The sequence below is a fragment of the Pseudomonas sp. HD6515 genome (genome assembly GCF_024971855.1).
GTDB lineage: Bacteria > Pseudomonadota > Gammaproteobacteria > Pseudomonadales > Pseudomonadaceae > Aquipseudomonas > Aquipseudomonas alloputida.
Genome location: NZ_CP079827.1, coordinates 3,817,825 through 3,830,360 on the forward strand (window position 1 = coordinate 3,817,825; position 12,536 = coordinate 3,830,360).

Sequence of the window (12,536 nt, forward strand, 5' to 3'; positions counted from 1 at the left end):
TTATCCCTACCAGCGCTTCGACAACGGGCTGGAAATAGAGGGTAGCGTCACACTTCACCCGCCGTCAGTTCCTCCACCAGCAATCGTGCCGCAGGCGATAACGGCGCCGCGACCCGGTGCACGATGCCGAACGGCTCGCTCAGCGCCCGTAGCGGCACCGCCAGCGACACCAGCAACCCGCGCTGCTCGGCAAAGGCCGCCACTGCACGGGGAATGACCGCCACCAATGTCGGGTCATCTTCAAGCAGCATGAAGGTGGCGAAGGTGGAGAAGGTCTCCAGCGGATAACGCGACACCGCCACCCCAGCCTCGCTCAACTCGCGTTCCAGCGCTTGGCGCATGGGCATGTTGGCCGGATAAACCACCCAGCGATAATGGCTAAGGTCGCTGATCTTGAGTGCCGCCGCCCCGGCCAGCGGATGCTGCGGATGCGCGACCACCGCCAGCGGCTCCTGGGCCAGTTCGACAAAGCCATATTCCGCCGCGTTGCGGCCCAGCCCTGGTCGGCAGATGGCCAGGTCCAGGCGCCCTTCGTCCAGCTGGGCGAGCAGGTTGGCGCTGGTATTCTCGGCAATTTCCACTGCCAGTTGCGGCTGTTTGCGGCGCAAGCGCCCGAGGGCGCTGACCAGTGTGGGCATCGCCCCCATGATACTGCCCACCGCCAGCCGCCCGCCCTGGCCTTGGACGATGCCCAACACCTCTTCGCGCAGATGCCCCAGGTCGCTGTGGATCAGCCGCGCGTAGCGCACCACGCAGCGGCCCACCTCGTTGGCAACCAGGCCGCTGGGCATTCGCTGGAACAACGGTACGCCCAGCACCTCCTCGACCTCGCGCAGGGCCTTGGTGGCGCCGGGCTGGGAAATGGCCATGGCTTCAGCTGCCTTGTGCAGCGAGCCACAGCGGTCCAGCTCAATCAGCAAGCGCAACTGGCGCAGGCGCAGGCGAGAAAAAATGGCGTCCAGAGAAGGAATCATCAGGCAGGCTCGGCAGGGGTTTCGTCATGCCGAGCACTATAGAGGGTCGTCTGCGGGGGCGTGTTGCGTTTTCAGCAAATGACCCTTGATCGCAGAACGCATGCACGCATTTTTCTGCAGGCTGTTTTACCGCGGAACACGACGCGCCAGGCAGGCATAGGCCAAGCCCAGTACGCTGGCCGCCAGTATGCCAAGCAGCATCATCAGCTCACGGCTGTAACGGGCCACCATGGCCGGAAAACCGATGACTTCGCGGTACACTTGCACATTGGCCTCACCATTGGCATGGCTGATACTGACCCCGCCATGGCGGATCTGCGAGTAGTCGGCATCGAAATACACCCACACCTTGCAGGTGCCACCTGGCTCGATGGCCGGGATATCAACCTGGGCGGTGGGGGTTTCCAGCAGCGTGTCGTTGCCGGCAGCATCGCGCACCTGCACCAGGCCTTTGGCTGGCAGGCGGATTTTTACCTGCCGGACCTGCGCATTACCGCTGTTGTGCAGTTCGATCAGCAGGCCGGCACGGTGGTCGACCAGCCCGGCCTCGAAAGGCTTGGCGAACAGCTGGGCATAAGGGGCCTGCGCCATTTCGATGAGCCGCTCGACCTGATCATGGCCCAGCTGGCCTTGAACGATACCGTTGATTTGCCCCTGCAACTGCTCGTACTTCAGCTGTTCGCTGGCCTTGCTGATCCGCTCGCTGAACTGGCTGGGGTAAGTGAGGTAGGCATAGGTCAGTGACGCCTCAAGGCGCGGATTGCCCCTGAGCAACGCATAGGCGGCCAACAGGACCACCAGGCCGATCAGCACGGCGACGAGAAGCTTCCCCACCTTGTCCCAGCTCAATGCATGCTTCCTTCTGTCGTGTTGCAGACGATTAAAACCGCCCAAGGGTGCCAAGTTCGCGCCCCCCAGGCAAGCCTGGCTAGGCTTCGCCCCCGCCTTCGCGCGCCTGACGTATCTGCAGCAGCTGGCCGTCGATCAGTGACTTGGCCATCCCGGCCAGGTAGTACGTGGCCTTCATCATCACCTGGCGGTCGTCAGGCCTGTCGATGGCCTTGCGGGTAATCTCGGTGATGCAGCCCATGATGCCCGAAGCTTCCATCAGTGCGGTGCGTATTGGCAGTTGCGGTTTCATTTGCACCAGTTCGGCATCGCTGTTGCCAAAGCGGCTCGCGGCTTGCACGACATAGGGCTTGCTGCTGTTTTTCGGCGTTTCGCTGTCCATGTCCATTCCTCAAGGTTAGGCGCTTGCCGAGGCTAGGCCGCTGCCTACCCCATTACAATGACAAAGGGGTGGAAAGGGTCACTTTAGGAAATGGACTACAAGAACCCTGCACAGGGAGCGCCGAGCCCCCGCTCAGCCCCCTTGACCCGCCCCTGGCAGTGGCGGACGATCAACCTCCCCCACACAAGGACGAACACCATGCTGCGGATACTGGGAAGAGCCTCTTCCATCAATGTGCGAAAAGTCCTGTGGGCCTGCGCCGAATTCGAGATCGCGTTCGAGCGCGAAGACTGGGGTTCTGGCTTCAAGGCCACGGACAGCACCGAGTTTCTCGCGCTGAACCCCAACGCCATGGTTCCGGTGATCCAGGACGGCGACTTCACCTTGTGGGAATCCAATAGCATCATCCGCTACCTGGCCAGCCGCTACGGCGCCACCGCGTTCTATCCCGGCGAGGCCCAGGCGCGGGCGCGGATCGACCAGTGGATCGACTGGCAGGCCTCGGACCTCAACCGCTCTTGGAGCTACGCGTTCATGTCGCTGGTCAGGCATTCGCCCGCTCACCAGGACCCGCAAGCACTGGCTGCCGGTTGTGCCGAGTGGTCACGCTACATGCGCATCCTCGACCGCCAGCTGGCCGGCACCGGTGCCTATGTGGCCGGCAGCCAGTTCACCCTGGCCGACATCCCGATCGGCCTGTCGGTCAACCGTTGGTTCGAAACGCCGTTCGAGCACCCGCACCTGCCCGCGGTGCGCGATTATTACGAGCGCCTGAGCGAGCGCCCTGCCTATCACCTGCATGGCCGAAACGGTACCCCGTAGTACCCGCAAGGAAGTGTATCGAGGGGCGCAAGGCGCCCCAAGGTTCCGGCCTGTTACACCGCAACCTGCCGCCCGGCTAGCCCCCCTCGCCCACGCCAGGCAAACAGCAGCACCAGCCCCAGCGTCGCCATCGCAGCCCCCGCCAGGGAAATCGCCGGGTAGCCCAGCCCCGCGTTGATCACCGCGCCTCCCAGCGCCGCACCGATCGCATTGCCCAGGTTGAACGCGCCAATGTTCACCGCCGAGGCCAGGTTGGGCGCATCCTTGGCCGCTTCCATGACCCGCATTTGCAGCGGCGGCACCAGGGCAAAGCTGGCCGCCCCCCAAACCAGGATCGCCAGGGCCGTCGGCAGCGGCCAGTCCAGTACCAGCGGAAACACCAGCAGCACGGCAATCAGCCCAGCCAGTGACAGGATCAGGGTGCGATCGATCGAGCGGTCCGCCGCCTTGCCGCCCCACACGTTGCCCAAGGTCAGGCCGACACCGAACAGCACCAGCATGGCCGTCACGAAAGGGGTGGACGCCGCCGCTTCATGCTGCAGGATCGGCGCAATGTAGGTGAACACCGTGAACATGGCGCTGGAACCCACCACGGTCAGCAACAAGGCCGCCAGTACCGGCCTGCGGCCCAGCACACGGATCTCGGCCATGGCACCCTCGCCCTTGGGCGACGCAACATTGGGCAATGCGTACCAGAGCGTGGTCATCGCCACCAGGCCAAGCCCGGCAATACCCCAGAACGCCGTGCGCCAACCCAGCATTTCACCCAACCAGGTCGCTAACGGCACGCCGCCGATGGTGGCCAGGGTCAACCCCATGAACATTGCAGCCACGGCCCCGGCGCGCTTCGCCGGCGGCACCACACTGGCCGCGACGATCGAGCCGATGCCAAAGAAGGCGCCGTGGTTGAGTGAAGTGACCACGCGGGCCACCAGCAGGCTGGCGTAGTCGCTGGCCAGGGCCGACATCAGGTTACCCAAGGTGAAAATGGCCATCAGCCCGATCAGCAGGTAACGGCGCGGGATCTTCACCGTGGCCAGGGTCATCAGCGGCGCGCCGATCAGCACGCCGATGGCATAGGCACTGACCAGCAGCCCGGCAGCAGGGATGGAAACGCCAAGGTCGGTAGCGATACTGGGCAACATACCCATGGGGGCGAACTCTGTAACGCCGATGCCGAAGGCACCGATGGCGAGTGCGACAAGCGGTGGATTGATACGCATGGCAAGCTCCTTATCTATGCCGTAAATGCTACGATCCGTTCCAAACGCGCACTAGACTGCATTTTTGCGAACCACCTTTGCTTGAGAGGCACAAATGGACTTCAGTGGCAGATCCGGCGAGATGGAGATTTTTGCCAAGGTGGCGCAAGCGGGCAGCCTGTCTGCCGCCGCCCGAGCGCTAGGCCTGACGCCCTCGGCGGTCAGCCGCATTCTCGCCCGCACCGAACAGCGCCTGGGTACCCGCCTGCTGCTGCGCACGACCCGGGCGCTCACCCTCACCCCCGAGGGAGAGGCCTACCTGCGCGGCGCACGGCGGGTGCTGGCGGACATGCTGGAAGTGGAAGAAGCCATCACTGACCAAGGCGTGCCACGCGGGCGCTTGCGGGTCAGCGCTGCGCTGGGCCATGCCCGGTTGACCGTAGTGCCGCTGCTGGCGGCCTTCAGCGCACGCTACCCGCAAGTGCTGGTTGACCTGACCCTCAGCGACGAGGTGGCCGACATTCTCGGCGGCCAGGCCGACGTCGCGCTGCGCTTCGGTCACCTGCCGGACAGCTCGTTGAGCGCTCGAGCCATTGGCGAGACCGGCCAGGTAGTGGTGGCCTCGCCCGATTACCTGCAACGCCACGGTACCCCGCTTGAACCTGAAGACCTGGCCCGGCACAACTGCCTGCGCTTCAACTTCCGCCGCGCGATGCCCGACTGGCCGTTTCACCGCGACGGGCATACGTTCTCACTGAAGGTTAAAGGGAATATCGAATGCAGCAGCGGCGAAGCGCTGGCACAGCTGGCCAGGCTGGGCGCCGGCGTGGCGCGTATCGGCACCTTTACCGTGGCCGATGACCTGGCCAACGGGCAACTGGTGCCGTTGCTGGAGGCTTACAACCCGGGTGATCGGGAACCGATTCATGCGGTGTTCGTCGGCGGCCCGGCGATGCCGGCGCGGGTGCGGGTGTTTGTGGACTTTCTGGTGGAGCAGCTATCTGGCGGCCTGTAGAGCCGGCCTCGGGTCGCGACAGGGCCGCCAACGCATGGCGGTTGCATCACTGGGCGGCAAAGCCGGTGCTGATGTGCAGCGACTGCAGCCTGACCTGACACCGATACCCCCCGTTAGGTTATCTTCGACGCTTCCCTGTACCGCCCGGGCCAGACCACCATGCGCATTGTCATTCCCGACGACTACCAAGATGTAATCCGTACCCTCGATTGCTTCGGCAAGCTGAGCGGGCATGCTGTCAGCGTCCTTCATGAGCTCCCGCCTGCCACGCTGGAACAACTTGCCGCACGTTTTGCCGATGCCGACGCCCTGGTACTCACCCGCGAACGCACACGCATCGACGCTGCCTTGCTCGACCGCCTGCCCAACCTCAAGCTGATCAGCCAGACCGGCAAGGTGTCCAGCCACCTCGACCTGGCTGCCTGCACCGCGCGCGGCATTGCCGTGACCGAGGGACGCGGATCGCCGGTAGCGCCTGCCGAACTGGCCTGGGCGCTGATCCTCAATGCCCGCCGGCAACTGGTGCCGGCCATTGATGCCTTCCGCCAAGGCCAATGGCAGGTCAACCTGGGCCAGGCGCTGGCCGGGCAGACGCTGGGCATCTGGGGCTATGGCAAGATCGGCCAGCGCCTGGCGCGTTATGCGCAGGCTTTCGACATGCCCGTGCTGGTGTGGGGCAGCGACAGCAGCCGCGCCGCAGCCAAAGCCCATGGCCACACTGCTGCCGCCTCGCGTGAGGCGTTTTTTGCCGAGGCGGATATTGTCAGCCTGAACCTGCGCCTTTCGGATCAGACACGCCATGGAGTGACCTTCGACGACCTGTCCCACATGAAGCCCGACGCCTTGCTGGTGAACGTCAGCCGCGCGGAACTGATTGCACCAGGCGCATTACTGCAGGCATTGGATGCCGGGCGGCCGGGCTACGCGGCGGTGGATGTTTATGAGGAGGAGCCGTTACTCGACCCGGCCCATCCACTGCTGCGCCACCCACGTGTACTCAGTACGCCCCACCTGGGGTATGTGGAGAAGAACGGCTACGAGCTGTACTTCGGTGACGCCTTCGACAATGTGCTGGCGTTTTTCGACGGGGTGCCGAAGAACGTCGCCAACCCGCAAGCTTTGGCACTTCAACGCTTGAACCCAGTGCGGCCTTGAGGTTGCACTACCCAAGCAGGTGCAGCCCCAGCGTAAACACAGCCACGGCCAAGGCGACCAACGACACCCCATGACGTTCCAGGTACGCGGGCCAACCGGCTGCTGACTGCGCCACGCATTGACATTGGCGCTCAGCCAGGCCGGTCAAGCGCGTCTCCACACTGTCCACACGGTCTGCCTGGGTGCTCGCTGCCAGCGCGAGCTTCTTCAGCGCCGTTGTCACCGTGATGGACAGCCCCTCCCGAGCCTGATTGCTGGCGGCCAGTTGCTGCTGGCACTGCTCAAGGTGCTTGCGAATCGCCCCTTCCTTCTGCACACGGGCCAGGGTAGTTGCCACGAGCTTTTTGTTCAGCGCCTCGATACTGGCCTGCAGTGCGTCATGCCCGGGGGCCTGCTGGGCCGACGCGTCTGCCTCATGGTGGGGCTCGTGCATCGTGTTCCCATTCGCCTCGGCAAGCGGAGTCAGGGTGCCGTGTTCATGTAGCTGGTTCATCAATCACTGTCCGGATACTGCGGTAAGGGGCGAGAAGCTATCAAAATGACATTACCGGATCCACTGATCAGTCGCGCAATTGACGGCTTTCGTCAGAACGTGCGCGTACACTTGCCTTCATGCCACTCGCAGGAGCCGCTTCATGCCCTACCCCATTGAAGAAAAACTGGTCATCGGCGTTGCCTCGAGTGCGCTGTTCGACCTCTCCGTCTCCGATGACATCTACCAGACACAAGGTGTCGAGGCTTACCGCCAACACCAGGAGCAGAACCTGGACGAGCCGTTCCCCAGGGGGGTGGCGCTCCCGTTCATTCGCCGCTTCCTGAGCATCAACAAGGCGTTCCCCGACCAGTTGCCGGTGGAAGTGGTGCTGCTCTCGCGCAACTCGCCGGAAACCGGCCTGCGGGTGTTCCGCTCCATCAGCCACTATCAGTTGGACATCACCCGCGCGGCATTCATGTCGGGCCGCTCGCCCTACGAATACATCCCGGCGTTCAATGCCTCGTTGTTCCTCAGCGCCAACGAGGAAGATGTGCAAAAGGCCATCGACGCCAACTACCCTGCCGGGCGTGTACTGCCTACGCGCATCTACGATGATGAAATCGATACTGAGCTGCGGGTGGCCTTCGACTTCGATGGCGTGATTGCCGACGACGAGGCAGAGAGTGTTTACAAGCGCAACGACAACCTGGACGACTTTCAGGAACACGAACGCATGCACAAGGGCACCCCGCATTCGCCGGGGCCACTGGCAGACCTTTACCGCAAACTATCGCGGATACGCATGCTGGAGGACCGCAAGCTGGCCGAGGACCCGACGTACCAGCGGATTCTGCGCATTGCCATCGTCACGGCGCGCAACGCGCCTTCGCATGAGCGAGTAGTGACGACCTTGAAGGATTGGGGCGTATCCCCGGATGAGTGCTTTTTTCTAGGCGGTATGGATAAACCCAGGGTGTTGTCGATATTGAAGCCGCATGTGTTTTTCGACGACCAGCGCACGCACCTGCAATCGCCAGCGGGGAACCTGCCGATGGTGCATGTACCGTTTGGGGTGGCGAACAGAGTGCGCTCGCCTCAGGAACCCGACGTGAAGCAGGATCAACTGCCGATCAGCGCATCATCCTGCATGCCCTAAAGCGCAAACACCGGCGCTGTGCCACGCGCGGTTCGGGCGACCAAGGTGCGTGCGCCCGTGCCGGGTACGCGCTTGCAACCCGGCCGAAAAGGCGCGGTCCGTCGCGGGGTCAGCTTAGCGCGGGCCGCCACCCTGATGGCCACCAAAACCACCGCCGTGGCCACCCCCACCATGACCACCGCCACCACCCGGCGGCATGAACATCCAGCAACCCGACAAGGCGGATACCAGCGCCGCCACCAAGGCTGCGCGCAAAAGGTTTTTCGACTTCATTGAAACGCTCCACAAGGCTAGATCTGCTGCCTGCCTTAGCGGATCGGGCAGCGACACGATTCTAGAGCTGCGGTGTGATGGCACAGGGAAACTTTGCATATCTTTACTGTCGACCCAGTGGCCGCAAACGCCGCGCAGGGACCACCAGAATGATCCTCCTTGACCCATGCCCACTCGCCGCCGCATGCTCGAACGCTTCCACCCACGCTCAAGGAACGATTGCATGAAGCTGGAAACGCTTGCCATCCATGCGGGCTTCAGCCCCGACCCGACCACCAAGGCGGTGGCCGTACCCATCTACCAAACCACCTCCTTCGCCTTCGACGACACCCAACACGGCGCCGACCTGTTTGACCTGAAGGTTGCCGGCAACATCTATTCGCGCATCATGAACCCCACCAACGACGTGCTCGAGCAGCGCATGGCCGCCCTGGAAGGCGGGGTTGGCGCGCTGGCCGTCGCCTCGGGTATGGCGGCTATCACCTACGCCATCCAGACCGTCGCCGAAGCCGGCGACAATATCGTCTCGGTGGCCAAGCTGTACGGCGGCACCTACAACCTGCTGGCGCACACCCTGCCACGCATGGGAATCCACACCCGCTTCGCGGCCCATGACGATATCGCCGCCCTCGAAGCGCTGATCGACGCGCGTACCAAAGCGGTATTCTGCGAGTCCATCGGCAATCCCGCCGGCAATATCGTTGATATCGCTGCGCTGGCCGAGGCCGCCCACCGCCACGGGGTGCCGCTGATCGTCGACAATACCGTGGCCACCCCGGTGCTGTGCCGGCCGTTCGAGCACGGCGCCGATATCGTCGTGCACTCGCTGACCAAGTACATCGGCGGTCACGGCACCAGCATCGGCGGCATCGTCATCGACTCCGGCAAATTCCCCTGGGCCGAAAACAAGGAACGCTTCGCCCTGCTCAACACCCCTGACCCGTCCTACCACGGCGTCACCTACACCGAAGCTTTCGGGCCTGCCGCCTTCATCGGCCGCTGCCGTGTGGTGCCCTTGCGCAACACCGGCGCCGCGCTGTCGCCGTTCAACGCCTTCCTGATCCTGCAAGGCCTGGAAACCCTGGCCCTGCGCATGGAGCGCCATACCGAGAACGCGCTCAAGGTCGCCCATTACCTGCAAGCCCACGAGCAAGTGGCCTGGGTGAAGTTCGCCGGGCTGCCCGACCACCCCGAACATGAACTGGCCCAGCGCTACACCGGCGGCAAGCCAGCGTCGATCCTGTCGTTCGGTATCAAGGGCGGCCAGGCGGCTGGCGCGCGCTTCATCGACGCATTGCAGTTGGTGGTACGCCTGGTGAACATCGGCGACGCCAAGTCACTGGCCTGCCACCCCGCGTCCACTACTCACCGTCAGCTCAACGACGAGGAACTGGAGAAGGCCGGCGTGCCACGGGACATGGTGCGCCTGTCGATCGGCATCGAACACAGTGACGACATCATCGCCGACCTGGCCCAGGCCTTGGAGGCCAGCCGCGGCTGATTCCTCCGCGCCCTACCCAATGTCGAAGGCGGGCGCACCTTCATCAAGCGTGGATGCACCCGCAATGACCCTGTTTTACCTGAAACTCACCATCACCCCCCTGCTGATGTGGGCCATCTCCCTCGCCTCCCGGCGCTGGGGCGGCCTGCTAGGCGGATTGCTGTCCGGCCTGCCGATCACCTCGGCGCTGGTGATGACCTTCCTGTGCCTGGAACAGGGCACGGCCTTCGCCCTGGGCGCATTGCCCGGCGCACTGGGCGGCCTGGCGGCGGTGCAGGCCACCTACACCGTCTACCTGCTGGCCACGCGCACACTCGGCATCGCCGTGGCCGTACTGCTGGCGTTGCTGTTCTATGGCCTGGCCGCCTATGCCTTTACCCACTGGGGCAGCCTGTACCTGTCGATTGCAGTGGCGTTGGTGCTGATCGGCGTGCTGATCCGCGCCAGCGGCCGCGAGCCCAAACCTGATACCTTGGCCCGCCCCCGGCACCGGCACTGGGAAATCCCGTTGCGCATGGTATCTGCCACTTCCCTGCTGATGATCACCACCAGCCTGGCCAGTTGGCTGGGCCCGGCGACCAGCGGGATGCTGGCGCCGATTCCGGTGATTGCCTGGCCACTGGTGGTGTTCGCCCATGTGCAGGGCGGGCGAGCCGGGATGGCGGCAATGGTGCGAGGGAATGCGATCGGCGCGGTGGGGGTGATTGCGTTCTATCTGGTATTGGCGGGGCTGCTGGAAACGTGGGGCGTTGGCGTGACCATCGGGCTGGCCATGCTGTGCGCTGTGGTGCTGACCCTTGGGCTGGCCGCGGTGTTGCGGCGGCGTTGATAGGCCGTTGGGCTGCTGCGCAGCCCATCGCAGGCACGCCAGCGCCTGCAGGGACCGAGCGGACTGCTCGCACCTGCGGCCTTAGTCGAACGCCCCGTTCAACACCTCATAGATGATCCCGGTCGCCACGGCGACCAGAATCAGGTCTGCGCCCGCTTGCATCCACTCATACCCGTCGTAGTGAGGCAGCTGCCCCAACAGACGGCCATCCAGTTTCTTGGCGATACCAGGTGGCAGGGGCTTGCCGCGGGCCAGGTTCTTCTGAATGCCTGGAGGCAACGCCGGACCCGGGCTCCAGTAGTTGCGGTGGCCACCGAGGATGCCCAGTACATCGCCACGGTCGATGGACGGGCCGCCGTGCCAGTCATTGCCGCCGGCGCTCTGCTTGTGGCCGCCCGAATTGCCCTGGCCCTGGCCCTGACCCTGGGCGTGCGGCGCCTGACCCTTGCCGTGCCCCTGACCTTGGCCCTGGCCTTTGCCATTACCCGGGTCGGCGAGCACCGGGCCAGAGGCCAAGGCCACCGCCAATGAGGTGACAATGGCTGTCATGATTGTTGATCTGGCCATGTGAGCATCCTTTGCGCGAGAGGTTGCCCCACACTATAGACGGTGCGCACGCCTGCTTCACTTGCAACAGCCTCAGCAGGGGTGGCTGACAAGGCAGGCACGCTTCGGCCACAATCGGTCGCCTGGTCCACGCTGGGAAGCACTGCATGCTCACTACCCTCGCCATCGGCAACTACCGCTCGATCAACCACCTGGTGCTGCCGCTGAGCCAACTCAACCTGGTGACCGGTGCCAACGGCAGCGGCAAATCCAACCTGTACAAGGCGCTGCGCCTGCTGGCCGAAACCGCACAGGGCGGTGTGGTCGAAGCCCTCGCCCGTGAAGGCGGGCTGGATTCGACCTGGTGGGCCGGCCCAGAAACCAGCGCACGAATGCGGCGCGGCGAAGTGCCCATCCAAGGCCAGCATCCGAGCGAAGCCAGGCGCCTGCGCCTGGGCTTTGCCACCGAAGACCTCGGTTTTGCCATCACCCTCGGCCTGCCAATTCCCCTGCCGTATCCGAGCGCGTTCATGCTCGACCCTGAAATAAAGTGCGAGGCCATCTGGGGCGCTGGCGCCTATCGCCCCTCTTCCTTGCTGGTCGAGCGCAAGAATGCCCTGGTGCGGGCCCGCGAGGGCAACCGCTGGGCAGTGCTCGATCAGCATGCTGACAGCGGCGAGAGCTTTTTCAACATCGTCGGCCGGCCACGCCAGGCACCGGAAATCGGTGACCTGCGCGCGTTCATCAACAGCTGGCGGTTTTACGATCACTTCCGGATTGACCGTGATGCGCCTTGCCGTCAACCCCAACTGGGCACTCGCTCGCCGGTACTGCATCACGACGGGCGCAACCTTGCCTCAGCGTTGCAGACCATTATCGAAATTGGCGATGTGGAGGATCTGGTGGAAGCGCTGAATGACGCGTTTCCCGGCAGCCGTCTGGAGGTCAATGCGCCACCTGGTGGGCTGTTCAGTGTACGGCTGCACCAGCACGGTCTTTTGCGCCCGCTCGAGGGTGCTGAATTGTCGGACGGCACCCTGCGTTATCTTCTGCTGATGGCCGCCCTGCTCACACCACGGCCGCCATCGCTGATGGTCTTGAACGAACCGGAAACCAGTCTGCACGCGGACCTGCTTCCGGCCTTGGCGCGGCTGATCATTCGTGCATCACGCCGTAGCCAGGTTTGGGTGGTATCGCACAGTGCGCCATTAATCAACGCGCTGGCAGCCTGTGACGGGTGCAATGTGCTAGAGCTGGAAAAAATACAAGGGCAAACCCAGCTGCGGGGGGTTGGGTTGCTGGATGAGCCGCTGTGGCGCTGGGCTGACTGAATTCAAGGACGGTATGAGCCCGGCAT

At 64.0% G+C, this 12,536-nt stretch carries 14 protein-coding genes; 7 read left to right on the top strand and 7 right to left on the bottom strand.

The window, feature by feature from the left end; translation table 11 throughout:
* Window positions 1–47: 47 nt before the first annotated feature.
* From KW568_RS17545 to KW568_RS17555, 3 genes are all read right to left on the bottom strand, one after another.
* Window positions 48–974 carry a LysR family transcriptional regulator gene (locus tag KW568_RS17545; RefSeq protein ID WP_003250758.1) on the bottom strand — a complete coding sequence of 309 codons (927 nt, stop codon included), beginning with the start codon at window positions 972–974 and terminating at the stop codon, window positions 48–50.
* Between the two features lie 126 nt (window positions 975–1,100).
* Window positions 1,101–1,823, bottom strand: a complete 723-nt coding sequence (locus tag KW568_RS17550) for a hypothetical protein (RefSeq protein ID WP_004575395.1) — start codon at window positions 1,821–1,823, stop codon at window positions 1,101–1,103.
* 79 nt (window positions 1,824–1,902) lie between these two features.
* A complete protein-coding gene (locus KW568_RS17555) occupies window positions 1,903–2,205 on the bottom strand; it encodes a DUF3077 domain-containing protein (protein WP_003250754.1) in 303 nt (100 codons plus the stop codon).
* A 198-nt stretch (window positions 2,206–2,403) separates the two neighbouring features.
* On the opposite strand from KW568_RS17555, the gene KW568_RS17560 reads away from it, so the two are divergent.
* A complete protein-coding gene (locus KW568_RS17560; protein ID WP_003250753.1) occupies window positions 2,404–3,027 on the top strand; it encodes a glutathione S-transferase family protein in 624 nt (207 codons plus the stop codon).
* A 53-nt stretch (window positions 3,028–3,080) separates the two neighbouring features.
* Here the strand turns inward: KW568_RS17560 and KW568_RS17565 are convergent, their stop codons facing one another.
* Window positions 3,081–4,250, bottom strand: coding sequence for an MFS transporter (locus KW568_RS17565; protein ID WP_004575394.1), 1,170 nt, complete (start codon window positions 4,248–4,250; stop codon window positions 3,081–3,083).
* A gap of 94 nt (window positions 4,251–4,344) precedes the next feature.
* On the opposite strand from KW568_RS17565, the gene KW568_RS17570 reads away from it, so the two are divergent.
* Both KW568_RS17570 and KW568_RS17575 read left to right on the top strand, forming a co-directional pair.
* Window positions 4,345–5,244: a LysR substrate-binding domain-containing protein gene (locus tag KW568_RS17570; RefSeq protein WP_004575393.1), complete on the top strand. Its 900-nt coding sequence runs from the start codon at window positions 4,345–4,347 to the stop codon at window positions 5,242–5,244.
* Between the two features lie 159 nt (window positions 5,245–5,403).
* On the top strand, window positions 5,404–6,399 hold the full coding sequence (locus tag KW568_RS17575; protein ID WP_004575392.1) for a D-2-hydroxyacid dehydrogenase family protein: 996 nt from the start codon (window positions 5,404–5,406) through the stop codon (window positions 6,397–6,399).
* Window positions 6,400–6,406: 7 nt separating this feature from the next.
* On the opposite strand, the gene KW568_RS17580 is transcribed toward KW568_RS17575, so the two are convergent.
* On the bottom strand, window positions 6,407–6,892 hold the full coding sequence (locus KW568_RS17580; RefSeq protein ID WP_004575391.1) for a hypothetical protein: 486 nt from the start codon (window positions 6,890–6,892) through the stop codon (window positions 6,407–6,409).
* A gap of 142 nt (window positions 6,893–7,034) precedes the next feature.
* On the opposite strand from KW568_RS17580, the gene KW568_RS17585 reads away from it, so the two are divergent.
* Window positions 7,035–8,030: a 5'-nucleotidase gene (locus tag KW568_RS17585; RefSeq protein WP_004575390.1), complete on the top strand. Its 996-nt coding sequence runs from the start codon at window positions 7,035–7,037 to the stop codon at window positions 8,028–8,030.
* Between the two features lie 114 nt (window positions 8,031–8,144).
* Here KW568_RS17585 and KW568_RS17590 read toward each other — a convergent pair whose 3' ends face one another.
* On the bottom strand, window positions 8,145–8,303 hold the full coding sequence (locus tag KW568_RS17590; RefSeq protein WP_004575389.1) for a hypothetical protein: 159 nt from the start codon (window positions 8,301–8,303) through the stop codon (window positions 8,145–8,147).
* A gap of 223 nt (window positions 8,304–8,526) precedes the next feature.
* Here KW568_RS17590 and KW568_RS17595 point away from each other — a divergent pair, with 223 nt between their 5' ends.
* Both KW568_RS17595 and KW568_RS17600 read left to right on the top strand, forming a co-directional pair.
* A complete protein-coding gene (locus tag KW568_RS17595; protein WP_004575388.1) occupies window positions 8,527–9,804 on the top strand; it encodes a bifunctional O-acetylhomoserine aminocarboxypropyltransferase/cysteine synthase in 1,278 nt (425 codons plus the stop codon).
* 64 nt (window positions 9,805–9,868) lie between these two features.
* Complete coding sequence (locus tag KW568_RS17600) at window positions 9,869–10,633, top strand: hypothetical protein (RefSeq protein WP_003250736.1); 765 nt, start codon at window positions 9,869–9,871, stop codon at window positions 10,631–10,633.
* An 81-nt stretch (window positions 10,634–10,714) separates the two neighbouring features.
* Here KW568_RS17600 and KW568_RS17605 read toward each other — a convergent pair whose 3' ends face one another.
* Window positions 10,715–11,200: an anti-virulence regulator CigR family protein gene (locus KW568_RS17605; RefSeq protein WP_004575387.1), complete on the bottom strand. Its 486-nt coding sequence runs from the start codon at window positions 11,198–11,200 to the stop codon at window positions 10,715–10,717.
* A 146-nt stretch (window positions 11,201–11,346) separates the two neighbouring features.
* Between KW568_RS17605 and KW568_RS17610 the strand changes: the two genes are divergently transcribed.
* The gene (locus tag KW568_RS17610; protein WP_004575386.1) at window positions 11,347–12,510 is read left to right on the top strand and encodes an AAA family ATPase; all 1,164 of its coding nucleotides are present in this window, start codon (window positions 11,347–11,349) and stop codon (window positions 12,508–12,510) included.
* Window positions 12,511–12,536: the final 26 nt, after the last annotated feature.